Origin of the sequence: Afifella aestuarii, assembly GCF_004023665.1 — a bacterium.
Classification (GTDB): domain Bacteria; phylum Pseudomonadota; class Alphaproteobacteria; order Rhizobiales; family Afifellaceae; genus Afifella; species Afifella aestuarii.
Window position 1 is genome coordinate 858,958 of the sequence record NZ_SAUF01000005.1, and the last position, 26,607, is coordinate 885,564.

General features: G+C 62.1%; 37 protein-coding genes. 3 read left to right on the forward strand and 34 right to left on the reverse strand.

Annotated elements, in window-relative coordinates; all coding sequences use genetic code 11:
- Nucleotides 1-49 precede the first annotated feature (49 nt).
- A complete protein-coding gene (locus EO094_RS18145) occupies nt 50-1,003 on the forward strand; it encodes a DMT family transporter (RefSeq protein ID WP_128294248.1) in 954 nt (317 codons plus the stop codon).
- Nucleotides 1,004-1,041: 38 nt separating this feature from the next.
- On the opposite strand, the gene EO094_RS18150 is transcribed toward EO094_RS18145, so the two are convergent.
- Nucleotides 1,042-2,574 carry an acyl-CoA carboxylase subunit beta gene (locus tag EO094_RS18150; RefSeq protein WP_128294249.1) on the reverse strand — a complete coding sequence of 511 codons (1,533 nt, stop codon included), beginning with the start codon at nt 2,572-2,574 and terminating at the stop codon, nt 1,042-1,044.
- Between the two features lie 208 nt (nt 2,575-2,782).
- On the opposite strand from EO094_RS18150, the gene EO094_RS18155 reads away from it, so the two are divergent.
- Nucleotides 2,783-3,613 carry a cytochrome b/b6 domain-containing protein gene (locus EO094_RS18155; protein WP_128294250.1) on the forward strand — a complete coding sequence of 277 codons (831 nt, stop codon included), beginning with the start codon at nt 2,783-2,785 and terminating at the stop codon, nt 3,611-3,613.
- Nucleotides 3,610-4,371 (forward strand): molybdopterin-binding protein, encoded by a 762-nt coding sequence (locus EO094_RS18160; protein WP_128294251.1) that lies wholly within the window; start codon nt 3,610-3,612, stop codon nt 4,369-4,371. The genes EO094_RS18155 and EO094_RS18160 overlap by 4 nt, the downstream gene beginning before the upstream one ends.
- 32 nt (nt 4,372-4,403) lie before the next feature.
- On the opposite strand, the gene EO094_RS18165 is transcribed toward EO094_RS18160, so the two are convergent.
- The 33 genes from EO094_RS18165 to rpsJ form a co-directional block, all read right to left on the reverse strand.
- On the reverse strand, nt 4,404-5,162 hold the full coding sequence (locus EO094_RS18165; protein WP_246008594.1) for an ATP12 family chaperone protein: 759 nt from the start codon (nt 5,160-5,162) through the stop codon (nt 4,404-4,406).
- Between the two features lie 63 nt (nt 5,163-5,225).
- Entirely contained in the window at nt 5,226-6,134 is a 909-nt protein-coding gene (locus tag EO094_RS18170) for a DMT family transporter (protein ID WP_128294252.1), read from the reverse strand.
- Between the two features lie 5 nt (nt 6,135-6,139).
- On the reverse strand, nt 6,140-7,135 hold the full coding sequence (locus tag EO094_RS18175) for an RluA family pseudouridine synthase (RefSeq protein WP_246008595.1): 996 nt from the start codon (nt 7,133-7,135) through the stop codon (nt 6,140-6,142).
- A gap of 242 nt (nt 7,136-7,377) precedes the next feature.
- Nucleotides 7,378-9,012: a BCCT family transporter gene (locus tag EO094_RS18180; RefSeq protein WP_128294253.1), complete on the reverse strand. Its 1,635-nt coding sequence runs from the start codon at nt 9,010-9,012 to the stop codon at nt 7,378-7,380.
- A 394-nt stretch (nt 9,013-9,406) separates the two neighbouring features.
- Nucleotides 9,407-10,732: a replication-associated recombination protein A gene (locus EO094_RS18185; protein ID WP_246008596.1), complete on the reverse strand. Its 1,326-nt coding sequence runs from the start codon at nt 10,730-10,732 to the stop codon at nt 9,407-9,409.
- A gap of 7 nt (nt 10,733-10,739) precedes the next feature.
- Complete coding sequence (locus EO094_RS18190) at nt 10,740-12,185, reverse strand: DegQ family serine endoprotease (RefSeq protein WP_246008597.1); 1,446 nt, start codon at nt 12,183-12,185, stop codon at nt 10,740-10,742.
- Between the two features lie 203 nt (nt 12,186-12,388).
- Nucleotides 12,389-12,814, reverse strand: a complete 426-nt coding sequence (gene rplQ / locus EO094_RS18195; RefSeq protein ID WP_092816606.1) for a 50S ribosomal protein L17 — start codon at nt 12,812-12,814, stop codon at nt 12,389-12,391.
- A 50-nt stretch (nt 12,815-12,864) separates the two neighbouring features.
- Entirely contained in the window at nt 12,865-13,881 is a 1,017-nt protein-coding gene (locus EO094_RS18200; RefSeq protein ID WP_092816615.1) for a DNA-directed RNA polymerase subunit alpha, read from the reverse strand.
- Nucleotides 13,882-13,963: 82 nt separating this feature from the next.
- Nucleotides 13,964-14,353 carry a 30S ribosomal protein S11 gene (gene rpsK, locus EO094_RS18205; protein WP_092816604.1) on the reverse strand — a complete coding sequence of 130 codons (390 nt, stop codon included), beginning with the start codon at nt 14,351-14,353 and terminating at the stop codon, nt 13,964-13,966.
- Nucleotides 14,354-14,375: 22 nt separating this feature from the next.
- Nucleotides 14,376-14,744, reverse strand: a complete 369-nt coding sequence (rpsM, locus tag EO094_RS18210) for a 30S ribosomal protein S13 (RefSeq protein WP_092816613.1) — start codon at nt 14,742-14,744, stop codon at nt 14,376-14,378.
- A 184-nt stretch (nt 14,745-14,928) separates the two neighbouring features.
- A complete protein-coding gene (locus EO094_RS18215; protein WP_128294254.1) occupies nt 14,929-15,585 on the reverse strand; it encodes an adenylate kinase in 657 nt (218 codons plus the stop codon).
- Nucleotides 15,582-16,919 (reverse strand): preprotein translocase subunit SecY, encoded by a 1,338-nt coding sequence (gene secY / locus EO094_RS18220; RefSeq protein WP_128294255.1) that lies wholly within the window; start codon nt 16,917-16,919, stop codon nt 15,582-15,584. The genes EO094_RS18215 and secY overlap by 4 nt, the downstream gene beginning before the upstream one ends.
- 40 nt (nt 16,920-16,959) lie before the next feature.
- Nucleotides 16,960-17,466, reverse strand: coding sequence for a 50S ribosomal protein L15 (gene rplO / locus EO094_RS18225; RefSeq protein WP_128294256.1), 507 nt, complete (start codon nt 17,464-17,466; stop codon nt 16,960-16,962).
- Between the two features lie 31 nt (nt 17,467-17,497).
- Nucleotides 17,498-17,686, reverse strand: coding sequence for a 50S ribosomal protein L30 (gene rpmD / locus EO094_RS18230; RefSeq protein WP_128294257.1), 189 nt, complete (start codon nt 17,684-17,686; stop codon nt 17,498-17,500).
- Between the two features lie 2 nt (nt 17,687-17,688).
- On the reverse strand, nt 17,689-18,273 hold the full coding sequence (rpsE, locus tag EO094_RS18235; RefSeq protein WP_092816594.1) for a 30S ribosomal protein S5: 585 nt from the start codon (nt 18,271-18,273) through the stop codon (nt 17,689-17,691).
- A 62-nt stretch (nt 18,274-18,335) separates the two neighbouring features.
- Nucleotides 18,336-18,683 carry a 50S ribosomal protein L18 gene (gene rplR / locus EO094_RS18240; RefSeq protein WP_128294258.1) on the reverse strand — a complete coding sequence of 116 codons (348 nt, stop codon included), beginning with the start codon at nt 18,681-18,683 and terminating at the stop codon, nt 18,336-18,338.
- Between the two features lie 39 nt (nt 18,684-18,722).
- Entirely contained in the window at nt 18,723-19,256 is a 534-nt protein-coding gene (rplF, locus tag EO094_RS18245; protein ID WP_092816590.1) for a 50S ribosomal protein L6, read from the reverse strand.
- Between the two features lie 27 nt (nt 19,257-19,283).
- Nucleotides 19,284-19,682, reverse strand: coding sequence for a 30S ribosomal protein S8 (gene rpsH, locus EO094_RS18250; RefSeq protein ID WP_092816588.1), 399 nt, complete (start codon nt 19,680-19,682; stop codon nt 19,284-19,286).
- 10 nt (nt 19,683-19,692) lie between these two features.
- A complete protein-coding gene (rpsN, locus tag EO094_RS18255) occupies nt 19,693-19,998 on the reverse strand; it encodes a 30S ribosomal protein S14 (protein WP_092816586.1) in 306 nt (101 codons plus the stop codon).
- Nucleotides 19,999-20,042: 44 nt separating this feature from the next.
- Nucleotides 20,043-20,615, reverse strand: a complete 573-nt coding sequence (gene rplE, locus EO094_RS18260; protein ID WP_128294259.1) for a 50S ribosomal protein L5 — start codon at nt 20,613-20,615, stop codon at nt 20,043-20,045.
- Complete coding sequence (gene rplX, locus EO094_RS18265; RefSeq protein ID WP_092816583.1) at nt 20,608-20,925, reverse strand: 50S ribosomal protein L24; 318 nt, start codon at nt 20,923-20,925, stop codon at nt 20,608-20,610. Before rplX ends, rplE begins: the two co-directional genes overlap by 8 nt.
- 13 nt (nt 20,926-20,938) lie before the next feature.
- Complete coding sequence (gene rplN / locus EO094_RS18270) at nt 20,939-21,307, reverse strand: 50S ribosomal protein L14 (RefSeq protein WP_092816581.1); 369 nt, start codon at nt 21,305-21,307, stop codon at nt 20,939-20,941.
- A 60-nt stretch (nt 21,308-21,367) separates the two neighbouring features.
- Nucleotides 21,368-21,613, reverse strand: a complete 246-nt coding sequence (gene rpsQ, locus EO094_RS18275; RefSeq protein WP_092816579.1) for a 30S ribosomal protein S17 — start codon at nt 21,611-21,613, stop codon at nt 21,368-21,370.
- A 10-nt stretch (nt 21,614-21,623) separates the two neighbouring features.
- Complete coding sequence (gene rpmC / locus EO094_RS18280) at nt 21,624-21,827, reverse strand: 50S ribosomal protein L29 (RefSeq protein ID WP_092816577.1); 204 nt, start codon at nt 21,825-21,827, stop codon at nt 21,624-21,626.
- Nucleotides 21,828-21,837: 10 nt separating this feature from the next.
- Complete coding sequence (gene rplP / locus EO094_RS18285) at nt 21,838-22,251, reverse strand: 50S ribosomal protein L16 (RefSeq protein WP_092816575.1); 414 nt, start codon at nt 22,249-22,251, stop codon at nt 21,838-21,840.
- Between the two features lie 40 nt (nt 22,252-22,291).
- Complete coding sequence (gene rpsC, locus EO094_RS18290) at nt 22,292-22,990, reverse strand: 30S ribosomal protein S3 (RefSeq protein ID WP_128294260.1); 699 nt, start codon at nt 22,988-22,990, stop codon at nt 22,292-22,294.
- A gap of 17 nt (nt 22,991-23,007) precedes the next feature.
- The gene (rplV, locus tag EO094_RS18295) at nt 23,008-23,388 is read right to left on the reverse strand and encodes a 50S ribosomal protein L22 (RefSeq protein WP_092816571.1); all 381 of its coding nucleotides are present in this window, start codon (nt 23,386-23,388) and stop codon (nt 23,008-23,010) included.
- A gap of 2 nt (nt 23,389-23,390) precedes the next feature.
- Nucleotides 23,391-23,669 carry a 30S ribosomal protein S19 gene (gene rpsS / locus EO094_RS18300; protein WP_092816569.1) on the reverse strand — a complete coding sequence of 93 codons (279 nt, stop codon included), beginning with the start codon at nt 23,667-23,669 and terminating at the stop codon, nt 23,391-23,393.
- A 36-nt stretch (nt 23,670-23,705) separates the two neighbouring features.
- Entirely contained in the window at nt 23,706-24,542 is an 837-nt protein-coding gene (rplB, locus tag EO094_RS18305) for a 50S ribosomal protein L2 (RefSeq protein WP_128294261.1), read from the reverse strand.
- 3 nt (nt 24,543-24,545) lie between these two features.
- Nucleotides 24,546-24,839, reverse strand: coding sequence for a 50S ribosomal protein L23 (locus EO094_RS18310; RefSeq protein ID WP_092816565.1), 294 nt, complete (start codon nt 24,837-24,839; stop codon nt 24,546-24,548).
- On the reverse strand, nt 24,836-25,456 hold the full coding sequence (gene rplD / locus EO094_RS18315) for a 50S ribosomal protein L4 (RefSeq protein ID WP_128294262.1): 621 nt from the start codon (nt 25,454-25,456) through the stop codon (nt 24,836-24,838). The genes EO094_RS18310 and rplD overlap by 4 nt, the downstream gene beginning before the upstream one ends.
- Nucleotides 25,456-26,178, reverse strand: a complete 723-nt coding sequence (rplC, locus tag EO094_RS18320) for a 50S ribosomal protein L3 (RefSeq protein ID WP_128294263.1) — start codon at nt 26,176-26,178, stop codon at nt 25,456-25,458. The genes rplD and rplC overlap by 1 nt, the downstream gene beginning before the upstream one ends.
- A gap of 27 nt (nt 26,179-26,205) precedes the next feature.
- Nucleotides 26,206-26,514: a 30S ribosomal protein S10 gene (gene rpsJ / locus EO094_RS18325; RefSeq protein ID WP_092816559.1), complete on the reverse strand. Its 309-nt coding sequence runs from the start codon at nt 26,512-26,514 to the stop codon at nt 26,206-26,208.
- Between the last annotated feature and the right edge of the window lie 93 nt (nt 26,515-26,607).

Consider the following 26,607-nt stretch of genomic DNA (forward strand, 5'->3'; position numbering starts at 1 on the left):
CCATCAGGCGTTGGTGGCTCGCCTTGCGGCTTTGTGGCAAGGACGGCGAATGGCATCGCTCCCCTCCTCTCTGACCAACACGCCCGCCGAGATGGTGCGCGGCATCATGATCTTTGTCGCCGGCGGCATAATCATCCCGACGATGGATGCCTTGAGCAAGCTCCTCATCACGCAGCACGGCCTTTCGGCCGGCGAAGTCGGAGCCGTTCGTCTCTTTCTCCAGGGCGTGCTGATCTTGCCCCTGCTCCTTCATTGGGAAGGGACCGCCGCTCTGCGCATTCCGCATCTCGGGCTCAACCTCCTGCGGGGTGCCTGTCTCGGTTTCGGCAGTCTCGCCTTCTTCGCCGCGCTGCGTTTCCTGCCGCTCGCCGACGCGATTGCGATCTTCATGATCGAACCGATGATCGTGACCCTTTTGTCCGGCCTATTCCTCGGCGAAAAGGTAGGATGGCGGAGGATCGTCGCGGTTCTGGTCGGATTTGCCGGAGCGCTCATCATCATCCAGCCGAGCTATGCGGTCTTCGGGCTGCCCGCTCTCCTGCCGGCGCTGACAGCATTCCTCGTCGGAATCTATTTCATCTTGAGCCGGCACGTGGCGCGCGGTGCGAGCGCCTTTGCGATGCAGTTTTATGCAGCTCTCGGCGGCTTTGCGGTCATCGTCGCCGCGATGATCGTCTGCCGTCCATTCGGCATCAAAGATCTTGCCTTCTCGTGGCCGGCAAGCACTCTTGCCTGGACCTTGTTGCTGGCGACAGGCGTCATCGGAACGTTCGCCCATCTTCTCTTCAACCGGGCCTACCAGCTCGCCCCGGCTTCGGTCCTCGCCCCTTTTGGCTATACCGAGATCGTCTCCGCGGTGGCTCTCGGCCTCCTGGTCTTCGGCGACCTCCCGAATGCTCCGAAATGGGCCGGGATGGCGATCGTCGTCGGCTCCGGCATTTTCATCTATCTGCGCGAGCATCGCATCGCCCGCACCACGGCAAAGCCGCCGGTCACGCACTGAGGCGACCGACGGCTCGAGAGGCTCAAGCGTTCAAGCGCTCAGAGCGGGATGTTGTCGTGCTTCTTCCAGGGATTGGCGAGTTCCTTGCGGCGCAGGAGCCGGAAGGCGCGGGCAACCCGCCGTCTGGTCGATTGCGGCATGATCACGTCGTCGATATAGCCCCGCTCCGCCGCCACGAACGGATTGAGGAAATGATCCTCATAGGTCTTGGCGTGCTCGGCGATCTTCTCCGGATTGTCGATATCCTTGCGGAAGATGATCTCCACCGCACCCTTGGCGCCCATGACGGCGATCTGCGCCGTCGGCCAGGCATAGTTGATATCGCCGCGCAGATGCTTTGACGCCATCACGTCATACGCGCCACCGAAGGCCTTGCGCGTGATCACCGTCACCTTCGGTACCGTCGCTTCGGCATAGGCGAAGAGGAGCTTGGCGCCGTGTTTGATGAGGCCGCCATATTCCTGCGACGTGCCGGGCAGGAAACCCGGAACGTCGACGAAGGTCAGGATCGGAATGCCGAAGCAATCGCAAAAGCGCACGAAGCGTGCCGCCTTCCGTGAGGCGTCCGAATCGAGGACGCCGGCCAGAACCATCGGCTGGTTTGCCACGACACCGACCGTACGTCCCTCGATGCGGCCGAAGCCGGTGAGGATGTTCTTCGCATGGTCGGGCTGAATCTCGAAGAAGGCCGCTTCGTCGAGCGTCTTCAGGATGGCTTCTTTGATGTCGTAAGGCGTGGTCGCCGAATCCGGGACCAGCGTATCGAGAGATTTCTCCTGCCGATCCCAAGGATCGTGGACCGGGATTTCGGGCAGTTCGGCCTTGTTGTTGAGGGGCAGGTAATCGTAGAGGCGCCGGATCTCCAAAAGCGCCTCGACGTCGTTTTCAAAGCCGCCATCCGCCACGGACGACTTCACGCAATGCACCGATGCGCCGCCGAGCTCTTCGGCTGTCACCGTCTCGTTGGTCACGGTCTTCACGACATCCGGGCCGGTCACGAACATGTAGGACGTGCCGCGCACCATGAAGATGAAATCGGTCATTGCCGGCGAATAGACATCGCCGCCCGCGCAGGGCCCCATGATCACCGAAATCTGCGGAATGACGCCGGAGGCAAGCACGTTCCGCTGGAAAATCTCGGCATAGCCGCCAAGTGCCGCGACCCCCTCCTGGATGCGCGCGCCGCCGGCATCGAAAAGCCCGATGATCGGCGTGCCGTTCCTAAGCGCCATGTCCTGGACTTTGCAGATCTTCTCCGCATGCGCCTCGGAAAGCGAGCCGCCGAAGACGGTGAAGTCCTTGGCGAAAACGTAGACGGGGCGGCCGTTGATCGTCCCCCACCCGGTGACGACGCCGTCGCCCGCGATCTTCTGCTCCTCCATGCCGAAGGCCGAAGAACGGTGCTCGACGAACATGTCGAACTCTTCAAACGAGCTGTCATCGAGAAGCACCACCAGGCGCTCGCGCGCCGTCAGCTTGCCCTTGTCATGCTGGCCCGCAATACGCTTCTCGCCGCCGCCCGCGCGCGCATTGGCGCGCCGCTTTTCCAACTCCACTAGAACGTCACGCATTCTACCCCCCAATCAGATTGATCTTGTTCCCATGGCCATTAGCCGGTTTAGAATCTCGCCTTCATATAACGGCCTACGCCAATCAGCGGCATTTGTTGAGAGAGATCGGATGCGAATCTGGCGTTGATGTGAAGAGGCATGACCGCTTCGTGACATTGCGCGCCATAGCGGACGCTATATTCATGGGGATCACGAAGGGAATGCACCAATGCCAGAGCCGGCCGAACCGCAAACGGAAATCGTCTACCGGCACGGATGGGCAACGCGCATATGGCACTGGCTGAACGCGTTCTGCCTCTTCTTCCTTCTCGCGAGCGGTCTGCAGATCTTCAACGCGCATCCCGCGCTCTATCTCGGCACCCAGTCGAACTTCTCCAACTCCCTCGTCTCCATGACCGCCATGCGTACGGGTGACGGCAGCCTGCGAGGAATTACAGAAATCGGCAGCATGGACTTCGACACGACCGGCTTTCTGGGCGCCTCACGCGACAGCAGCGGGGCACTTGTCGCGCGCGGTTTTCCCGCCTGGGCGACCATCCCGAGCTACCGAGACCTTGCGACCGGTCGGATCGTGCATTTCTTCTTCGCCTGGGTGCTGGTGGCGAGTGGCCTCGCCTATGTCTGCGTCAGCCTTTTCAACGGCCATTTCCGCCGCGATCTCATCCCCCGCCGCGGCGAGCTACGCGCCATGCCACGCGCGATCGGCGATCACCTCCGCTTCCGCTTCGGACGAGAGGCTCATTACAACATTCTGCAAAAGCTCTCCTACCTCATCGTCATCCTCGGCCTCATTCCAACGATGGTCGCCACCGGTCTCGCCATGTCGCCGGGGATGGATGCTGCCCTGCCCTGGCTTCTCGATCTGTTCGGTGGACGCCAGTCGGCACGCACGCTGCATTTCATGACGATGAGCCTGCTCGTCCTCTTCTTTGTCGTTCACATCGTCATGGTTCTCGCGGCAGGTCCGATCAACGAGATGCGCGCCATCATCACCGGACGGTACCGCGTGCGGCCCGAGGCGAAGGGAGAAACCTCATGACCGTCTCCCTAACCCGTCGCGGCCTCATCCGGGCCGCCGCCATTGGCGGTGGAGCCGCGCTCATGTCTGGTTGCGACCGCATCGTCCAGAATCCGATGGCACGCGCTTTCTTGCAGCGGGCCGAAGATCTGACGATGACCGCGCAGCGCAGCCTCCTCGATCGCGAGGCCCTGGCGCGCGAGTATTCCGAAAGCGAGATCATCCAACCGCAGCGTCCGAACGGCTCGATCAGTCCGCGCGATCCGGATTATCGGAGGATGGCCGCGAATGGCTTCGCCGATTGGCGTCTTTCCGTCACCGGCCTCGTCGAGCGACCGCAATCCCTGTCGCTCGACGAATTACGCGGCATGCCAGCGCGCACGCAGATCACGCGGCATGACTGCGTCGAGGGATGGAGCTGCATCGCGAAATGGACGGGCGTGCCCCTCGCCGCGGTTCTCGATGAAGCCGGTGTCAAACCCGGTGGCAGCTACGTGGTCTTCCGCTGCGCCGACACGCTCGGTCGCGAAAAATACTACGAATCGATCGATATGATCGACGCACGTCACCCGCAGACGATCCTCGCCTACGGCCTCAACGATGAAACCCTGCCGGTCGCAAACGGTGCGCCGTTGCGCGTGCGCATCGAACGCCAGCTCGGCTACAAGATGGCGAAGTACGTCATGGGCATCGAGGTCGTGGGGAGCTTCGCCTCAATCCGCGGCGGCAAGGGCGGCTATTGGGAAGACCGCGGCTACGAATGGTATGCCGGCATCTGAGCCATGACCGCCAGCGGAAACGGAAGGACAGTTCAGGCGCGCAGCACCATCGCGGCCACCGAGAACTCAGAGCCGCGACGCTCACGCCGCTCCTTCGCCTCGAAATCCTCACCCCATTGCGAGATGTTGAAATCCTCGTCGACATGCGCAGCGGCCCAGGCAGCCTCGGCATCGATCACACCTTCCGCCAGGGCGAGCGCGATTAGTGCCGATCCGGTCAGCGTGGTTGCCGTGTGGAGAGCCGCGAGCGACAGCGGCTCGTCAAATCCCTCGAGAGCCTCGCGCACGGCCTGAAGCCCCTCTTCCGGTTGATCGACCGGCATGACCCCTTCGACCAGACGGAAGCGAACCGAAAAGCGGCTTTCTGCCCAGGCAAGCAGCGGGTCCCAGATCGCGCGCTGCCGGGCGACGAGAGCTTCCGGCTCGCCGGCACGGTAAAAGAGAAGGTCCGTGCCCGCATAAGCCGCCACCTCTTCGCGCACCGCAGGCATTTCGTCGGCCACCCCATCGATCGCCACATTGGCGAGACGTGTGAGCGGCATTGTCAGAGGATCGATGCGTTCTCCCTGAGCGTCCCATTCCTCGGCAAGGCTTTGACCGAGAGCTGCGCGCGCGACGGCAAGCGGCTTCTTACCCGGCGTGCGGGCCGGACGCCCGTCGAGGCGAAGCTCGAAACCGGATTCCGTTTCAACGGCTTCGGCCCGTTTATAGAATCTCTTTGGCAGCTCCCTTGCCGCATGCTCGCGCGCCTTCGACATCGCATCGTCGGGCTTTGCAGGAAAATCGGGCAACAGGCTCTCCTTGCTCAATAGATCTGGGCTCACTGGGTCTGGGCGTAGTCAGGGTCCAACATCTCACGCGCCCGGCGGAACGACACGGCGGACCGGCGCAGGCCTGTTCACCAGATAGATACCGCCGGCGACGAGCAAAAGGGCAAGGCCGTGGCGCCAGCCGACAGGATCGCCAAGGAGCACCGCCCCGAAGAAGACGCCGGAGACCGGAACGATAAAGGTGAAGGCGTGGAGCAGCGGCGCGGAATGGGTTCTCACCAGCCAGAACCAGGCGAGATAGCTCGCCCCGGCGACGACCACACCTTGATACAGGAAGGCGAGGAGTTCGATCGAGGTCACAGGCCCGATCCCCGCCTCCCCGACAAGGAACGACAAGGCAAAGCCGAGCGGGGCCGAGACCAGCAACTGATAGAGAAGGATTTCTTCGGCGGGCGCTTCGCGCAAGCTCGTGCCCTTCACGACCAAAGTCGTCCCGCCCCAGAACACGGCGGCCAGAATGCACAGCACGTCACCAGCGGCCGTATTGAGCGTTCCTGGGCTTAGCCCGTCGAGGAAGGCGACCACGATCCCCACGAAGGCGAGCGCGAGCCCAGCGGCTTTTGCCGCAGAAATCCTGTCTCCCAGCCAAAAATGGGCTCCGACGGCGACAAAGAAAGGAGCGGTATTGAGGAAGACGACGCTGCGTGAAGCCGTCGTCATCGTCAGACCGAAGAACACGAGAGCGAACTCCATCCCGAACAATATCCCGGTCAGGACACCCGGGCCGAAACGCCGACCCGACCGAAAAACCGGCACGCCGCGCGCAAAGCACCAGAGAAGCACCAGACCGCCGGCCACGGCAGAACGCAGCCCCATCTGCAGCATCGGCGGGAAGCCACCGAGTGCCACTTTGATGGCGACCTGGTTGAGCCCCCACATCACAGTCAGGAGCACGAGCAGAGAGGCGGGCTTCGCCCCAAGCGCTTGCGACATCGCAGTCAAACGGCCTCGGCCGCAGCCTCCCCGCCAGTCTCGTCAAAGCCGAGCACGGCCCAGCTCTGCGCCATATGCGGCGGCAGCGGTGCCGTCACATCGAGAATGCCCCCGGTGGGATGAGGCAAAATGATTCTCCGAGCAAGGAGATGCAGCCGGTTTTGAATGCCGCCTGGCAACTCCCAATTCTCAACATCGAAGTACTTCGAATCGCCAATGATCGGATTGCCGATATGCGCGGCATGGGCTCGAAGCTGATGCGTGCGCCCCGTCACCGGCCGCATGATGAGCCACGAGAGCCGCGAGCCAGCCTGATCGGCCACCGCGTAGTGCGACAGGGCATGATCCGCTCCCCGCTCGCCGTGACGAGCGACCCGCATACGCTCCGCATCGTCGCCCTCGCCGCGTACCAGAAACGTCGAGATCTTGCCCTGCGGCGGCTTCGGAACGCCCTTCACCAGCGCCCAATAGAGCTTGCGGCTCTCCCGCTCCTTGAAGGCCTTGCCGAAAAATGCTGCGGCACTTCGCGTGCGAGCCACGACAAGCACGCCGGCCGTGTCGCGGTCGAGACGATGAACGAGCCGCGGCTTACGGCCGTGGCGATCGCGAAACGCCTCCAGCATCCCGTCGACGTGACGATTGACGCCCGATCCGCCCTGGACCGCGAGACCGGCAGGCTTGTTGAAGACGTAGACTTGGCTGTCCTCGTAAAGAAGTGCATCGTTCAGCACATCGACATCGCGCCGGTCGCGGATGGTCGCTTTGGTCTGCGGGCGCACATCGCCTGTCGCAAGCGGCGGCACGCGCACCTCCTGACCGGCGACGAGACGGGTCGAGGTTTTCACGCGCCCCCCGTCCACACGCACCTGGCCGGAGCGAAGAAGCTTCTGCAGATGGCCGAAACCGAGGCCCGGATAATGCTCCTTGAACCAACGATCGACGCGCATACCGGATTCGTCCCGGTCGACGCGCCGCATCACGACGGAGGCCGGGGCACTCATGCCAGGCTCCCGGAGACTGGCTCGCGGTGTGACCGCGACACGAGGGTCACGGGGCTGACACGAGAGTCGGAATATCGGTCGCGGACGATAAGGAGAACTTGCTTCATAACCTGAGCGCTTAGAGCGTTTTGTCGGCCGAATGAAGCCCGCCTCGCGACGACCGCGCGTTTTTGCATCCCGAACGTCAACAAAAAAGGGCGCGGGGTAACCGCGCCCTTCTTCAGAACCGAGGTTTTGACGGATCAGGCCGTCGCCTCTGCCTCCTTCGCTTCGACGAGCGCCCGCTGCTCGCCCTTCAAGCCCTGATAAATGCACCAGATCATCAGGAGCAGGATGAGCGCAAAGGGAAAGCCCGTAGCGACAGCGGCCGATTGCAGAGCTTTGAGCCCGCCTCCGAGAAGGAGCGCGATTGCCACCAGCCCCTCGAAGGTCGCCCAGAAGACGCGCTGCGCGACCGGTGCATCGACCTTGCCACCGGCCGTGATCGTATCGATCACCAGCGAGCCGGAATCCGACGAGGTGACGAAGAAGACAATCACCAGGACGATGCCGATGAACGACGTGATCGAAGCAAGCGGCAGATGCTCCAACATCAGGAAGAGCTTCACAGGCAGCTCGGCACTGACGGCCCCGTCATAACCATTCATCAGCTGCGAGATCGCGGTCCCGCCAAAGGCCGTCATCCAGAAGATGCTGACGACCGTCGGGATGATGAGGACGCAGATCATGAACTCACGCACCGTCCGCCCATACGAAACGCGCGCAATGAACATGCCGACGAAAGGCGACCACGAAATCCACCACGCCCAGTAGAAAGTCGTCCAGCCATTGCGGAAACCGTCATCGCTCCGGCCGATCGGGTTCGACAGCGGAATGATATCGCGCGCATAGGCGACGATGTTCTCAAAAAAGCCGGAGACGATCGCAAGGGTCGGCCCCACAGCCACGACAAAGACGAGCAGCAGGAAGGCCAAAGCCATATTGATCTCGCTCAGCCGCTTCACGCCAGCGTCAAGGCCGGCCAGAACCGAGGTCAGTGCGCAGCCGGTGATGGCGACGATCAGCCCAACCTTCCATGGATCGGTCGCGGGGATGCCGAAGATGTGGTTGAGACCGGCCAGTGCCTGTTCCGCACCGAAGCCGAGCGAGGTCGCCAGGCCGAAAAGTGTCGCAAACACCGCGAGCGTATCGATGACATGGCCGAGCCAGCCCCAGACAGCCTCACCGAAGATCGGGTAAAAGGCAGACCGGATCGTCAGCGGCAGGCCCTTATTGTAGCTGAAAAGCGCAAGGGCGAGCGCGACGACGGCATAGATCGCCCAGGGGTGCAAACCCCAGTGGAAGATCGTGGCCGCCATGGCGAGCCGCCTTGCACCTTCCGGATTGTCGGGCGCACCCATCAAAGGCGCATCGCTACCCGCCTGCGCGGCATCTGATGCAACGGACGCGTTGTAATGCGTCAAAGGCTCCGACACGCCGTAGAACATCAGCCCGATACCCATGCCCGCGGCAAAGAGCATGGCGAACCACCCAGAGTAATTGTACTCCGGTCTTGCATCAGGACCGCCCAGTCGGATTTTCCCGAGAGGCGAGACGATCAGAAACAGGGAAAACAGGACGAAGACGTTTCCGGCAATCAGGAAGAGCCAATCGAGGTTCGATGTCAGGAATGGTCGCAGCCAGGTGAAGAAGCTCTCCGCGCCCTGTTGAAAAAGGAGGGTGAAGACGACGAACAGAATAATCGTCAGCCCTGACACGATGAATACGGGGTTGTGAAAATCGAGACCAAGGACCTGGATATTGTCCTGACCGACTTCATAGTCGGTCGGAATATCCTCGGTCGCGTCGCCTGTTTGATCCACCGTCTGTTCGCTCATATAGCTCCTCGTTTGTCTGTTGGACGAACGAAAGCACCGCTCCGAGGCGGGATCCGTCGCACATCTTTTTGAAGCCCAAAAGGAGGTAGAAGGCGGCGACGCAGGGTCAAGGAAGAGCACGCCAGATTTTTGCCACCTCAAGACCCTTTTGTGGTGACAATCGTCTCCAAGGGGCTCTTATGCCACTCGGGTCGAGTGCCGTAGCCGAGGCGGATATCTCCGGATTGTCAGGCACTTGCCCCGCAATGCCACGTTCGCGGTTGAGGCTCTCACCGCCGCTCGGAGCCTCCTTGAATAAATCCGTCGATTCTTTCGAGGCAAATGGCCGCCCGAGCGAGAGAAAGCCATTTGCTCGCCAGAACGCGATGCCAATTGGCATCAGGCGCACGATCGATCAGGTCTCGTCTTCGCCTTTGGCACGTTCGCGCCGCACCCGGTCCCAATGATCGAGCCGTCGTTTGAGCTCCGCTTCGAACCCACGTCCGGTCGGCACGTAAAAGTCCTGACGCTCCAGTTCGTCGGGGAAATAATTCTGCCCCGAGAACGCCTCTTCCTGAGCATGGTCATAGGCGTAGCCGGCCCCATAGCCTTCCGACTGCATGAGCTTGGTCGGGGCATTGAGGATGTGCTTCGGAGGTTGGAGCGAGCCGGCCTCCTTGGCCGTCCGGCGCGCGGCGCCATATGCCTTGTAAAGGGCGTTCGATTTGGGTGCCGTTGCGAGATAGACCACGGCCTGGGCAATGGCGAGTTCGCCTTCGGGCGAACCCAGCATGTGGTACGCCTCTTTCGCAGCATTCGCCTGCACGAGCCCCTGCGGATCGGCGAGGCCGATATCCTCCACCGCCATGCGGATCACCCGTCGGGCCAGATACATCGGGTCTTCGCCCGCATCGAGCATGCGCCCCAGATAGTAGAGAGCCGCCTGCGGGTCGGAACCGCGCACCGATTTGTGCAGGGCCGAAATCAGGTTGTAATGACCATCCCGGCTCTTGTCGTAGATCGGCGCCCGCCGCTGCAGAACCTTCTGCAGACGCTTCGCATCGAAGGTTTCGTCCTTTCCCGCCGCGCGCCAGACCTCTTCGGCGAGCGCGAGAACGGCCCGTCCGTCGCCATCGGCCATACGCAGAAGAACGCCGCGCGCTTCCTCGTCGAGCGGCAGCTTTCGCCCTTCCTCTATCTCGGCACGTTCGACGAGCTTGCCGAGCGCGTCAGAATCGAGCGGGCGAAACACCAGAACGGCTGCACGCGACAGAAGCGCCGCGTTGAGCTCGAAAGACGGGTTTTCGGTGGTCGCCCCCACGAGCGTCACCGTCCCGTCCTCCATGACGGGAAGAAAACTGTCCTGCTGTGCGCGATTGAAACGATGGATTTCGTCGACGAAGAGAAGCGTCCCCTGCCCTGTCTGCCGCCGCCCGCGCGCCGCCTCGAAATGCTTCTTGAGATCGGCGACGCCGGAAAAGATCGCCGACAGCTGCTGGAAATAAAGGTCCGTTTCGCGGGCCAGAAGCCGCGCGACCGTGGTCTTGCCCGTCCCAGGCGGCCCCCAGAAGACCAGAGAGCCGAGAGAGCGCGTCCGAAGCATCCGGGTGAGCGTGCCGTCCTCACCCGTCAGATGCGGCTGGCCGACAACATCGGCGAGCTTTTTTGGCCGCAGCCGGTCAGGCAAGGGCTGCGGCGCGCTCTTTTCCAATCCGGCTGCTGTGAAGAGATTGTCCGACAAATGCCCCTCATCCACCGATGACAAGCCGCGAGAGCCGGCCACCACGGTTGACCGTGATCCGCCACAATCGCTGCTTTTGGCTCGTCATACGTTTCAGCTCGCTCGACGATTCGACACCGTGCCCCTGCAAGGCAACGACAATATCACCCGGCTGCAGGCCTAGCTGCGCGGCGGGTGACCGCGGCTCCACCTTGGTAACCGCGACGCCCTCTTGATCACTCGGCAGCCGCAGTCTCTCCGCAAGCCTCGGCGAGAGATTCGCGACCGTCGCCCCGGTCAGCGGCGAATAGCCGTCAAGAAGCTGCTCGTCGGCCCGCACCGTCTCCGGCGCCGATTCCAAAGAGACAGTCAGCGTCTTCTCTACCCCATCGCGCAGGACGACAAGCTTCTCCGTCTCGCCAATTCCCTTGATCGTCAGCCGGTATTCGAGCGAACGCGGATTGGCCACCTCGTAATCATCGGCCGACAGGACGAGATCGCCGACCGCAAGACCGGCCTTTTCGGCGGGAGAGCCCTCGAAGACCTTGACGACGAGCGCTCCCTGGGGCCGCGGCAGATCGAGCGAGCGGGCAATATCCGGCGTCACCTTCTGGAACGTCGCTCCGATCCAGGGGCGCACCACTTCCGTCCCGCCGGCGAGCGCCTGGGCGGCCACCGCCTGCGCCATGTTGGAAGGAATCGCGAACCCGATTCCGTTCGAACCGCCAGACCGCGAGAAGATCGCTGAATTGATACCGACAAGCCGGCCCTTCACATCGATCAATGCGCCGCCCGAATTGCCCGGATTGATCGCCGCATCCGTCTGGATGAAAAACGACATGTCGGAGATACCGACCTCCGTTCGCGCCACCGCAGAGACGATGCCGCTGGTCACCGTCTGTCCGACACCGAACGGGTTGCCGATCGCGAGCACGAGATCGCCGACCTCGAGATCGTCCGAATCGGCAAACGAAAGCGTCGGGAAGTCCGTATCCCCGTCGGAGATCTTCAGGATCGCAAGATCGCTCTGTTCGTCTCGCAACAGGATTTCGGCTTCAAATTCGCGCCCGTCCGACAAGGCCACCTTCACTTCATCGGCACCGCGGATGACGTGATAGTTCGTGACGACAAGACCGGATGCATCAACGATGACACCGGAGCCGAGCGAATTGCGCGCACGCTCACGCGGCACGCCGAAAGGCGACCCGAAACCCCCATCACCGAAGAAATGCCGGAAGAAGGGATCGTCCGCGAAGGGCGACGGCGCTGTGCGCACGATCTGCTTCGCGTAGACATTGACGACCGCAGGAGCGGCCTTCTTCACGATCGGGGCAAAGGAAAGAGAAATCTCTTCACGGCTTTGCGGCACGTCCTGAGCATGCGCGAGCGGCACACCGACAACGATACCGCTCGAAACACCGGCAGAGGCGAGCAGGACACAGCAGGCAAGGCGAAACTGACGAAACGACGTCACGAGAGCCTCCAATTTAGCAGCGGGAATGCGGGAGCGACCTTGACGCGCGCCACGGTCGTCCGCGCTTGAAAAGAGTGAGCCAGGAACCCGTCAAATCCGGAAATTCTATGTCGTGCGGGCAATGATCCGGCCACATGCCGCCCGCGCCAACAAAAAAGGGGCCACACGGGCCCCTTTTCACAATCCAGGAAGAGCGACAAGCCTTACGCTGCGGCTTCCGCAACCTCGGCCGCTTCCATGCGAGCCCGATCCTCGGCGCCGCGCGCATCCTCGTCGCGATCGACGAATTCGATCACGCCGACCGGCGCACTGTCACCATAGCGGAAGCCGGCTTTGAGCACGCGGGTGTAACCACCGTTCCGCTCACCGTAGCGTGGGCCGATCGTCTCGAAGAGCTTCTTGACCATCTCTTCATCGCGCAGCCGCGACATCGCGATCCGGCGCGCATGCAGGTCGCCCCGCTTTCCGAGCGTGACGAGCTTCTCCACGAACGGCCTGAGCTCTTTTGCCTTCGGCAGGGTTGTCACGATCTGCTCGTGGCGAATGAGCGCCGCCGCCATATTGGCAAACATCGCCTGACGATGGCTCGACGTCCGATTCAGCTTACGGCCGGTCTTTCTGTGGCGCATGGCCCTGTCTCCTCATTCGAACGACGGCTCCCGCCGCTGTTCATCAAAGCTTAGTATTGGTCTTCGAAGCGTTTGGCGAGATCGTCGATATTGTCGGGCGGCCAATTGGCCACTTCCATACCGAGATGCAGGCCCATGGAGGCGAGAACCTCCTTGATCTCGTTCAGCGACTTGCGGCCGAAGTTCGGCGTGCGCAGCATCTCCGCCTCGGTCTTCTGAATGAGATCGCCGATATAGACGATGTTGTCGTTCTTCAAGCAGTTGGCCGAGCGAACCGAAAGCTCCAGCTCGTCCACCTTCTTCAGAAGCGCCGGGTTGAAGGCGAGCTCCGGGGTCGCCTCGTGGACTTCTTCCTTCTTCGGCTCGTCGAAGTTGACGAAGATCGAAAGCTGGTCCTGCAGGATCCGGGCCGCATAGGCGACGGCATCGTCCGGCGATACCGAACCATCGGTCTCGAGCGACAAGGTCAGCTTGTCGTAATCGAGGACCTGGCCTTCACGCGTATTCTCGACGCGATAGGAAACCTTCTTGACCGGCGAATAGAGGCTGTCGACCGGAATGAGGCCGATCGGCGCGTCTTCCGGGCGGTTGCGATCCGCCGGGACATAGCCCTTGCCGGTATCGACCGTCAGCTCCATGCGAATGTCCGCGCCCTCATCGAGCGTGCACAGAACGTGTTCGGGGTTGAGCACCTCGATATCGCCGACCGTCTGGATGTCGCCCGCCAGGACCACGCCCGGGCCGGACTTCCTGAGCGTCAGCCGCTTCGGACCTTCGCTCTCCATCTTGATGGCGATTTCCTTCACGTTGAGGACGATGTCGGTGACATCTTCCCGAACGCCAGCGATGGAGGAGAATTCGTGCAGAACGCCATCGATCTGCAGGCTGGTCACAGCCGCACCCTGCAGCGAGGACAACAGCACGCGGCGCAGCGCATTGCCGAGCGTCAGGCCGAAGCCGCGCTCAAGCGGTTCTGCGACGACGGTAGCGATGCGGCTCGCATCGGACCCGTGCTTCACATCAAGCTTGTTCGGCTTAATGAGATCCTGCCAGTTCTTTTGTATCACCACGGGGACGAACCTTTCGTTTTGTGCTCTCGCATGCAGACGCGACTCGCATCCGCGAGCCGCGTACACCTCAAATGCGAGATCAGACGCGGCGCCGCTTCGGGGGACGGCAGCCGTTGTGGGGGATCGGCGTCACGTCACGGATCGAAGTAATGGTGAAGCCCGCAGCCTGCAGCGCGCGCAGAGCCGATTCACGGCCCGACCCCGGTCCGGAAACCTCGACCTCAAGCGTCCGCATGCCGTGCTCCTGCGCCTTCTGCGCAGCAGTCTCGGCCGCGATCTGAGCGGCATAGGGCGTCGACTTCCGCGACCCTTTGAAGCCCATCGCGCCGGCAGAGGACCACGAAATCGCGTTGCCCTGCACGTCAGTGATGGTGATCATCGTGTTGTTGAACGTCGAATTCACGTGGGCGATGCCCGACGTAATGTTCTTTCGCTCGCGCCGACGCACCCTGGTGGTATCTTTCGCCATCTAAGTCAGGCCTTCCTTGGCGTTATTTCTTCTTGCCGGCGATTGCCTTGGCCGGTCCCTTACGGGTCCGGGCATTGGTATGGGTGCGCTGTCCGCGCACCGGCAGCCCGCGCCGATGGCGCAGCCCGCGATAGCAGCCGAGATCCATCAGCCGCTTGATGTTCATTGCCACCTCACGACGCAGATCGCCCTCGACGATATAGTCGCGATCGATCGCTTCGCGGATCTGCAAGATCTCCGCATCCGACAGCTCGTTGACACGACGCGACAGGTCGATGTTCGCCTTCTCAGCGATTTCACGCGCCATGGCCGGTCCAATTCCATGGATGGCCTGCAGCGCGATCACGACGCGCTTGTTGGTCGGAATGTTGACGCCAGCAATGCGTGCCACGTCTTTCTCCTCTTTGTCTGGCGCAGTCCGCATCCGCGGCGCGCCCCGGCTTCACCTATTCGGGACGAAACGCCAAAAAACGACGCCCCAAGCTTCATCCGAGCTTCGGCGCCGTTATCCGCACTTCAGGATTGCGCCGGAGATAGTCCTTACGCGGCCGCCCGTCAACCGCATCGACCGAAGATCAGCCCTTCAAATCGCCCATAACGTCTTCGATTGCGGCTGCGACGTCTTTCGCGGGCATCATTCCGTCGACGTGACGGAGTTTTCCCTTCGCCCAGTAGTACCCGACGAGGGGTGCCGTATCGCGATAATACGCAGCAAGCCGCTTGCGAATCGTTTCCTCGTTGTCATCGTCGCGCCGCCGGAACTCGGTCGAGCCGCATACGTCGCAGACACCTTCCTTGGCCGGCTTCTTCGTCGTGTCGTGGTAGATCTCGCCGCAATTGGCGCAAGAGTACCGACCCGCAACACGGTCGACCAATGCCTCGTCCTCGACCGTCAAGAGCACGACGCCGTCGAGCGGCATGCCCTTTTCCGAAAGCAGGACTTCGAGCGCGTCCGCCTGCGGCAAAGTCCGCGGGAAGCCGTCGAGCACGAAGCCCCTCAGGACGTCGGCCTCGTCGAGCCGCTCCGACATGATATTGATGACCACCTCGTCCGGAACGAGATTGCCCTTATCCATGATGGCCTTCGCCTTGAGACCGACGTCGGTGCCCGCGGCGGCAGCGCCGCGAAGCATGTCACCCGTCGATAGCTGCACGAGGCCGTGCTTCTCTACAAGTCGCTGGGCCTGGGTGCCCTTCCCGGCTCCGGGAGGTCCCAGAATGATCAGTCTCATCGACGCCGGCTCCCGCGCAGCTTCGATTTCTTGACCAGCCCTTCGTACTGGTGCGCGAGCAAATGGCCCTGCACCTGTGAAACAGTATCCATAGTCACACTGACAACGATGAGGAGCGAGGTGCCGCCGAAATAGAACGGCACGGAGAGCTCTGCGATCAGAAATTCAGGAAGAAGACACACAATGACGAGGTAGGCAGCACCCGCAACGGTGATCCGCGTCAACACGTAGTCGATATATTCCGCGGTGCGCTCACCCGGGCGGATACCCGGAATGAAGCCGCCATGCTTCTTCAGCTGGTCGGCCGTGTCCTTTGGATTGAACACGATCGCCGTGTAGAAGAAGGCGAAGAAGATAATCAACGCCGCGTAGATCGCCATATGCAGCGGCTGCCCACGGCCGAGCATAGCCGTCACCTGAGCAAGCCAGGCGGGCCCCTGCCCAGCCGAGAAATTCGCGACCGTGATCGGCAGAAGCAGAAGCGACGACGCGAAGATCGGCGGGATAACGCCCGACGTATTGAGCTTCAGCGGCAGATGCGACGTGTCGCCCTGGAACATCCGGTTGCCCATCTGACGCTTGGGATACTGGATGATGAGCCGCCGCTGGGCACGCTCGACAAAGACGATGAAGGCGATCACGGTGACGACCAGAACCATCACGGTCAAGATCACCGGCGTCGACAAGGCGCCCTGACGCCCGAGCTCGAGCGTACCCGCCAAAGCGTTCGGCAGATTGGCGACGATGCCGGAGAAGATGATGAGCGAAATGCCGTTACCGATGCCGCGCGAAGTGATCTGCTCACCGAGCCACATCAGGAACATCGTCCCGCCGGTCAGCGTCACGACGGCGGTAAACCGGAAGAACCAACCCGGATCTGCGACGATGCCGCTCGAAGAGCCCTCGAGGCCTACCGCGATGCCATAGGACTGGAACGCAGCCAGCACGACGGTCAGATACCGCGTGTACTGGTTGATGACCTTTCGGCCCTGCTCGCCTTCCTTCTTCAGCGTCTCGAGCGTCGGGATAACCGTCGTCATCAGCTGAATGATGATCGAAGCCGAGATGTAGGGCATGATGCCGAGCGCGAAGATCGCCATGCGGCCGACGGCACCGCCGGCAAACATGTTGAAGACGCCCAGGATACCCTGCGACTGCTGCTCGAACGCCTGCTGCAGGGCTTCGATGTTGATGCCCGGCAGCGGGATATACGTGCCGAGCCGATACACGAGCAGCGCACCGAGAGTGAACCAGATCCGCTTTTTGAGCTCCGTCGCCTTCGAAAAGGCGCCGAAGTTCAAATTGGCGGCAAGCTGTTCGGCTGCAGAAGCCATTGGAACTCCGAATGCGGTTTAGGCAGGGAGCCGTCTTCGCTTAGGCGGAGGCGTCTTCGCTCTTGCCGGATTGGGATTTGGCCGGGACCGGTTCGATGATCGTGACCGAGCCGCCAGCCTTCTCCACAGCCTCGACGGCCGCGCGCGAGGCGCCGGCGACCTTGAGGGTCAACTTCGCGGTAAGCTCGCCATCACCGAGGATACGCACACCGTCCTTCGTCCGCCGGATGACACCGGCAGCCTTGAGAGCAGCCGCATCCACATCGGCCTTGGCGTCGAGCTTGCCAGCATCAACCGCCTGCTGCAGACGCCCGACATTCACTTCCGTGAAGTCTTTGGCGAAGATGTTGGTGAAGCCCCGCTTCGGCAGACGACGATGCAGCGGCATCTGGCCGCCCTCGAAGCCCTTGATTGCGACGCCCGAACGCGAGGTCTGACCCTTCACGCCGCGGCCGCCGGTCTTGCCGAGGCCCGACCCGATGCCGCGTCCAACGCGCTTGCGCTCTTTGACGGCTCCCGGATTATCGGAAAGTTCGTTGAGTTTCATTGGGTTTAAGCCCCGATTCAAAATCGTTGTGTCAGTTCTCGTCGACGACGCGAACGAGATGCTGAACCTTGGCAATCATGCCGCGGGTTGCCGGAGTGTCAGGCAGAACGGAACGACGGCGCTGTTTGTTCAGGCCGAGCCCGATCAGCGTCTGCCGCTGCACGCCAGGACGGCGCAGCGGGCTGCCGGTCTGCTCCACAGTGATGGTCTTCTCAGCCATGATCAGGCTCCCTGCGCCTCACTGCCGACTTCGTGCTGGCGACGAGCCTGCAGCGTCGACACTTTGATGCCCCGACGTGCCGCGACCGAGCGCGGGCTGTCCTGCTTCTTCAGAGCCTCGAACGTCGCCCGCACCATGTTGTACGGGTTGGACGTGCCGAGCGACTTCGCGACGACATCATGCACGCCGAGCGTCTCGAAAACCGCACGCATCGGACCGCCGGCGATGATGCCGGTACCGGCCGGAGCCGCACGCATCAGAACACGTCCGGCGCCGTGGCGGCCGTGAATGTCGTGATGCAGCGTGCGGCCTTCGCGAAGCGGAACCCGGATCATCGACCGCTTGGCCGCTTCCGTGGCCTTGCGGATCGCTTCCGGGACTTCGCGCGCCTTACCGTGACCGAAGCCAACCCGACCGCGCTGATCGCCGACCACGACGAGCGCGGCGAAACCGAAGCGGCGACCGCCCTTCACGACCTTGGCGACGCGGTTGATATGCACGAGCTTGTCGACGAATTCGCTGTCGACCTTCTCCTCGCGCTCCCGGCGTCCGCCGCCACCGCGCTGTGAACGTTCTCTTTGCGCCATTTTAACCTTCGTCCGTCTGTTTGCTCGACTGCCGGGTCGGCCCGACGACCTGTCTCATATTCCTAAAAGTCCAGCCCGGCTTCGCGGGCGGCATCTGCCAGGGCTTTGATTCGCCCATGATAGATATAGCCTCCGCGGTCAAACTGCACCTTTTCGATACCGGCTGCCTTCGCACGCTCTGCCAAGAGCTTGCCAACGGCAGACGCGGCCTGGACATTCGCGCCGCTCTTCAGCGTCTCACGCAGATCCTTTTCCACGGTCGAAGCGGAAACCAAGGTCCGCCCCTGCGTGTCGTCGATGATCTGAACATAGATATGCTGCGAAGAACGGAACACGGAAAGCCGCGGCCGCCCGTAAGCAACCCGCTTCAGCGCCGCCCGCACCCGGCCCTTGCGGCGCTCGGTACGCATCCGTTGACGCGTCGTTGAGGTTCCCATCGTTGCGCTCCGTTACTTCTTCTTACCTTCCTTACGGAAGATACGTTCCTCTGCGTATTTGACACCCTTGCCCTTGTAGGGCTCCGGCGGGCGCCAATCGCGGATCTCGGCGGCCACCTGGCCGACCTGCTGCTTGTCGATACCGCTGATGACGATTTCCGTCGGGCGCGGTGTCTGAATCTGGATACCTTCCGGCACCGGATAGGTGACGTCGTGGCTATAGCCAAGCGAAAGGCTCAGCGCCTGGCCCTGGGCCTGCGCACGATAGCCAACGCCGTTGATCTCCAGACGCTTCTCAAAGCCCTGGCTCACGCCGGTGACGATGTTCTGCACCAAAGTGCGGGACATTCCCCAGGCTGAGCGGGCCTTCTTCGACTTGTTGACCGGATCGACCTTGATGCCGTCATCGTCCATGGCGACGTCGACGTCGTCGACGAGGACCACAGAAAGCTCGCCCTTCGGGCCCTTCGCTTTGACCGTGTGGCCGTCAACCGACGCCGTCACACCGGACGGGATCGAAACGGGCTTCTTGCCAATTCGCGACATGATCTCTTACTCGCTTCTTCAGCCCGCCTAGAAGACGCGGCACAGAACCTCGCCGCCCACATTCTGCTCGCGAGCGTCATAATCCGCCATGACACCTTTCGGCGTGGAGAGGATCGAAACGCCCAAGCCCTTATGAACGGTCGGGATCGATTTCACAGACGCATAGACCCGCCGCCCCGGCGTGGAGACGCGCTGAATCTCGCGGATGACCGGCTCGCCCTCGTTGTACTTCAGCTCGATCTCGAGCTCCGAAATACCGTTGGCGTGATCGACTTCCGAATAGCCGCGGATGTAACCTTCCGCCTGCAGGACGTCGAGAACGCGCATCCTGAGCTTGGAGGACGGAGAGCTGACCGAGGTCCGCCGGCGCCCCTGCGCATTGCGGATACGGGTCAGCATATCGCCGAGAGGATCATTGATAAGCATGATATCTCTCCTACCAGCTCGACTTGACGAGGCCGGGGATCTTGCCCTCGTTGCCCAGCTCGCGAAGGGCAATACGGCTCATCTGAAGCTTGCGATAGAACGCACGCGGACGACCCGTCACCTCGCAACGGTTCCGCACCCGGCTCGGAGCCGAGTTCCGCGGCAGCTTCGCAAGCTTAAGCCGGGCAGCAAAACGCTCCTGGTCCGACAGCGATTCATCCGCCGCCAGCGCCTTCAGCGCCTCCCGCTTCGCCGCATACTGCTTCACGAGCTTCATGCGGTGCCGGTTCTTCTCGATTGCGCTCTTCTTCGCCATACTTACCTCTTCACGCCCTAACCGCGTCTAGCAGGCTGTGCCTGCTACTGCCGGAAGGGAAAGTTGAATTCCCTGAGGAGCGCCCGCCCCTCATCGTCCGTCTGCGCAGTCGTGCAAACGATGATGTCCATGCCCCAGATCTGATCGACCTTGTCGTAGTTCACTTCCGGGAAGACGATGTGCTCTTTGATGCCAAGCGCGTAGTTCCCGCGCCCGTCGAAGCTCTTCGGATTGAGGCCACGAAAGTCACGCACACGCGGCAGAGCCACGTTGACGAGACGATCGAGAAACTCGAACATCCGCTCGCGGCGCAGCGTCACCTTGACGCCGACCGGCATGCCTTCGCGCAGCTTGAACGTCGCGATCGACTTGCGAGCCCGCGTGATGACCGGCTTCTGGCCGGCGATCAGAGCGAGATCCTCGGCAGCCGACTGAACCTTCTTGGAATCAGAGACCGCTTCGCCGACGCCCATATTGAGGACGACCTTGTCGAGCCGCGGTACCACCATCGGGTTCGCGTAGCCGAACTCTTCCTTCAGCTTCGGCACGATCACATCGCGGTAATGTGCCTGCAGCCGCGGCGAGTAGCTGTCGATATCGAAAGCAGCCTCAGCCATCGATCGTTTCTCCTGAGCGCTTGGCGTAGCGGACCTTGCGGCCGTCTTCCAGAACCCGGAAGCCAACCCGCGTCGGGCCGCCCGTCTCTTTGTCTTCGAGCGCGAGATTGGACAGATGCACCGGCGCTTCCTTGCGCACGATGCCGCCTTCTTCGCTCGCGGTCTGACGCTGATGACGGGTGATCATATTCACCCCGCGCACCAGCGCCCGGTTCTCTTTCGGGATCACCCGGATCACTTCGCCCTTGCGGCCCTTATCCTTGCCGGCAAGAACGATGACCCGATCACCCTTTTTGATCTTCGCGGCCATCAACAAACCCTTTTCACAGCACTTCCGGTGCCAGCGAGATGATCTTCATGTGGTTCTTCGCGCGGAGCTCGCGCGGAACCGGGCCGAAGATACGCGTGCCGACCGGCTCTTTCTGGTTGTTCACCAGCACAGCCGCATTCTTGTCGAAGCGGATGACGCTGCCGTCCGCACGACGAATGTCCTTCGCGGTGCGCACCACGACCGCCTTCATCACGTCGCCCTTCTTCACGCGTCCACGCGGAATGGCTTCCTTGACGGAGACGACGATGATGTCGCCGACATGGGCGTATTTTCTCTTCGAGCCGCCGAGCACCTTGATGCACTGCACGCGGCGCGCGCCGGAATTGTCCGCCACATCGAGGTTGGTCTGCATCTGGATCATGGCCCGACGTCCTTCTTGTTCTTCATTCGGAACCGCTGTTCCGACAGTTGTTTCTGTGCGCTATTCGGTCGGTGCTTCGCGGCCGATCGCCAGCCAGCACTTGTTCTTCGAAATCGGACGGGTCTCCTGGATGAAGATCACGTCGCCAACCTTGAACTCGTTGTTCGGGTCATGCGCCTGATACTTCTTCGTCCGACGGACCGTCTTCTTCAGGAGCGGATGTGTAAAGCGGCGCTCGACGTCGACGGTAACCGTCTTGTCGGAGATGTCGCTTACCACCGTGCCTTGCAACACGCGTTTCGGCATTCTTCGCTCCTCAAGCCTTCGCCGCGGCGGCATGCTTCTGCGCCGCAATGGTTTTGATACGCGCAATCGTGCGGCGGACCTCGCGGATGCGGGCGGTCTTCTCCAGCTGGCCGGATGCCTGCTGGAAGCGCAGATTGAGCTGCTCCTTCTTCAAGCGGCCGAGCTCGTCGTTAAGCTCGTCCACCGATTTGGTATGAAGTTCGGTCGCCTTCATGGCCTCTTCCTCACTCGCCGATCCGGGTGACGACACGCGTCTTCACCGGCAGCTTCGCAGCTCCAAGACGCAGCGCCTCACGCGCAGTCGCCTCGCCGACGCCGTCGATCTCAAACATTACGCGGCCCGGATGAACGCGGCACGCCCAGTATTCCGGCGAGCCCTTGCCCTTACCCATACGCACTTCGGTCGGCTTCGACGACACCGGCACGTCCGGGAAAATACGGATCCACACACGGCCGGCACGCTTCATATGACGCGTGATCGCCCGACGAGCCGCTTCGATTTGCCTGGCGGTAATCCGCTCCGGTTCCATCGCTTTGAGGCCGAAGGAGCCGAAGTTCAGATCCGTCCCGCCCTTCGCCGCTCCGTGGATGCGGCCCTTATGCGCCTTGCGGAACTTGGTGCGTTTGGGTTGCAGCATGTTCTTCTCTCAATTCCCTTATCCGATCAGCCGCAGCGTCTTAGGCCGACGCGCCACGGCGCGAGGCTTCAGGCCCTTCGAGCTGCCGTTTCTCGGATGCAAACGGGTCGTGCTCCAGGATTTCGCCCTTGAACACCCACACCTTGATGCCGATCGTGCCGTAGGCGGTATGCGCCGTGGCCGTCCCGAAATCGATGTCCGCGCGCAGCGTGTGCAGCGGAACGCGACCTTCGCGATACCATTCAGCCCGTGCGATTTCCGCGCCGCCGAGCCGGCCGCCGCAGGCGATCCGAATGCCCTGGGCGCCAAGACGCATCGCCGACTGCACCGAGCGCTTCATCGCCCGGCGGAACGCCACACGGCGCTCCAGCTGCTGCGCGATCGACTGAGCGATCAGGGCAGCGTCGGTCTCGGGCTTGCGCACCTCAACGATGTTGATGTGCACTTCCGAGTCCGTCATCCGCGCCACCTTGCGGCGAAGCTTCTCGATGTCGGCGCCCTTCTTGCCGATCACGATGCCCGGCCGAGCCGTCTGGATCGTCACACGGCACTTCTTGTGCGGGCGTTCGATCACGATGCGCGACACCGCGGCCTGCTTGAGATCTTCCATCAGAGCGCGGCGGATCCTGAGATCCTCGTGCAACAAGGGCCCGTATTCCGCGTCACTGGCGAACCAGCGGGAATCCCAGGTCTTGTTGATGCCGAGCCTGAGGCCGATCGGATTGACTTTCTGTCCCATACCTTACTCCTCGGCGCTTAGGCCGCGTCCTCGACTTCGCGCACGACGATGGTGAGATTGGAAAACGGCTTGGTGATCCGTCCGACCCGGCCGCGCGCTCTCGGAGAAAAGCGCTTCATCACGAGCGCCTTGCCGACGTGAGCTTCCGCGACGACCAGATTGTCGACGTCCAAGTCGTGATTGTTCTCCGCATTCGCAACCGCGCTCTCCAGGGTTTTCTTCACCTGAATGGCGATGCGTTTGCGCGAGAAGGTGAGATCGGCAATCGCCGTCGACACCTTCTTGCCACGGATGAGGCCGGCAACCAGGTTCAGCTTTTGCGGCGAAATGCGCATCATGCGCGCAACCGCCTTGGCCTCGTTGTCGCCGAGCGCCCGCTCACGCTTGGGCTTACCCATGGTTACTTCCTCTTCGCCTTCTTGTCCGCCGCATGACCGTAATAGGTGCGGGTCGGAGCGAATTCGCCGAACTTGTGCCCGATCATGTCTTCCGTCACGAGCACAGGGATATGCTTGTGCCCGTTATGGACGCCGAAAGTGAGCCCGACGAACTGCGGGAGAATGGTGGAGCGACGGCTCCAGATCTTGATCACTTCCTTGCGGCCGGACTCGCGGGCCTTCTCCGCCTTCTTGAGGAGGAAGCCGTCAAAGAACGGACCTTTCCAGACTGAACGTGCCACTTCGATTGAACTCCTGATCCTGCCTGTGCCGGCCCGTTACTTCTTGCGGGCGTGGCGAGAGCGGACGATGTATTTCTGCGATGCCTTGTTGGACCGCGTGCGCTTGCCCTTTGTCGGCTTGCCCCAGGGGGTCACCGGGTGACGGCCGCCCGAAGTGCGTCCTTCACCACCGCCGTGCGGATGGTCGATCGGGTTCATCGCCACACCGCGAACACTCGGCCGACGTCCAAGCCAACGCGACCGACCGGCCTTGCCGAGGCTCACATTGGAATGATCCGGGTTGGAGACGGCGCCAACTGTCGCCATGCACACACCCTGAACCAGACGCTGCTCGCCAGATCCGAGACGCAGAACAGTATAGCCCTGGTCACGTCCGACGATCTGCGCGTAGGCGCCCGCTGAGCGCGCCATCTGGCCGCCACGGCCCGGCTTCAACTCAACATTATGCACGATCGTGCCGACCGGCATCGCCCGCAGAGGCATGGCGTTGCCCGGCTTCACGTCGATATTCGACTGGCCCGAAACGATGGTGTCGCCCTCGGCGACGCGCTGCGGCGCCAGGATATACGAAAGCTCGCCATCCTCGTAGCGCACCAGAGCGATGAATGCCGACCTGTTCGGATCGTATTCGAGGCGCTCCACCGTTGCCGGCACGTCGAACTTGCGACGCTTAAAATCGATGATGCGATAGCTGCGCTTGTGACCACCGCCACGCCGACGCGCCGTCGCCCGACCGAGATTGTTGCGTCCGCCCGACTTTGTCAGACCTTCCGTCAAGCTCTTCTCGGGCTTGCCATTCCAGAGGCCCGAGCGGTCGACGATGACCAGCTGACGCTGGCCCGGCGTACGCGGATTGAAGGTTTTCAAAGCCATCGCTTAAAGACCCGTCGTCACGTCGATCGAGTGCCCTTCCTGAAGGGTCACGATCGCTTTTTTGAAATCGCCCTGCCGGCCTTTGATGCCGCGGAAGCGCTTGGTTTTACCCTTGCGCAGGAGCGTGTTCACCGCCGTCACTTTGACCTTGAAGAGCTCTTCCACGGCAGCGCGGATTTCCGGCTTCGTGGCATCCTTCTTCACCTTGAAGACGACCTGATTGTTCTCAGACGCAAAGGTCGACTTTTCCGTGATCACCGGCGACAGGATTGTGTCGTAGTGTTTGAGGCTGGTCATTTGAACCGCTCCTCCAGCGCCTCGATCGCCGACTTCGTCAAAACCAGCTTCTCGCGACGCAGAATGTCGTAGACGTTGATGCCCTGCACAGGCAGCACATCGACATTGCGCAGATTGCGCGCCGCCTTGGCGAAGTTGTCGTCGAGCTGCGCACCGTCCACAATGAGGACGCTGTTGAGCCCGAGCCCGGCGAACTGAGCGGCAAGACCCTTGGTCTTCGCTTCGCCCGCCTTGGCATCATCGATGATGATCAGCGTCTCAGTCTTCGCCCGCACAGAAAGCGCGTGCTTCAGAGCAAGAGCGCGAACCTTCTTCGGCAGCTCGATCGCGTGGCTACGAGCAACCGGACCGTGCGACTTGCCGCCGCCGCGAAACACGCCAGGCTTCTTCGAACCGTGACGGGCGCGACCGGTGCCCTTCTGACGATACATCTTGGCGGTCGTCATCGAGACTTCGCCCCGATCCTTCGCCTTATGCGTTCCCGCCTGACGCTTCAGGAGCTGGTAGCGGATCATGCGCTGCAGGAGATCCTGCCGCGGCTCGAGGCCGAAGACCTCGTCCGATACCGACACCTGCCCGGCAGATTCACCGGCGAGCGTGGTGACTTGAAGTTCCATTATTCTGCGCCCCCTTCGGCGGTCTCGGGCGTTGCAGCAGCGCCAGCATCCCCACGCAACGCGGCCGGAGTCGGAACGCCCTCAGGCGCCGCCTTCTTGATCGCGTCGCGAACCAAGAGCCAACCGCCCTTGGCACCCGGAACGGCGCCGCGCACGAGAAGAAGACCCTTCTCGGCGTCGGTGCGGACGATCTGCAGATTCTGCGTCGTCACCCGCGTGTCGCCCATATGACCGGCCATCTTCTTGTTCTTGAAGACCTTGCCCGGATCCTGGCGGTTACCCGTCGAACCATGGGAGCGGTGCGACACGGACACGCCGTGGGTCGCACGCAGACCACCAAAATTGTGCCGCTTCATGGCACCGGCGAACCCCTTACCGATCGAGGTGCCGGTGACGTCGACATACTGACCGGGCAGAAAATGCTCGGCCGTAATCTCGGCGCCGACTTCGATCATGTTTTCCGGGCTCACGCGAAATTCGGCGACCTTACGCTTGGGCTCGACTTCGGCCTTCGCGAAATGGCCGCGCATGGCCTTCACGGTATTCTTCGGCTTGGCGCGCCCGACACCGAGCTGCACGGCCGTGTAGCCGTCCTTCTCCGCTGTGCGCTGAGCGACGACCTGGCAATTGTCGAGCCTCAAAACGGTGACCGGCACCTGCTCGCCGGCTTCCGTGTAGACCCGGGTCATGCCGAGTTTTTTTGCGATGACGCCAGAACGCATCCTGGTCTTCCCTTCGTCAGGTATCCGCTAGAGCTTGATCTCGACGTCGACGCCCGCCGCGAGGTCGAGCTTCATCAAAGCATCGACCGTCTGCGGTGTGGGATCGAGGATGTCGAGCAGGCGCTTATGCGTGCGGATTTCAAACTGCTCGCGGCTTTTCTTGTCGACATGCGGCGACCGGTTCACCGTGAACTTCTCAATCCGGGTCGGCAGCGGGATCGGCCCGCGGACCTGCGCCCCGGTCCTCTTCGCCGTCGAGACGATTTCCGCCGTCGACGTATCGAGAACGCGGTGATCGAAGGCCTTAAGCCGGATCCGGATGTTCTGTCCGTTCATTTCATTGCCTCACAGACGGGGCGTGGTGTCCGCGGGTGCGAACAAGCCACGCCCGATCGCGGTTACTCGATGATTTCGGAGACGATGCCGGCA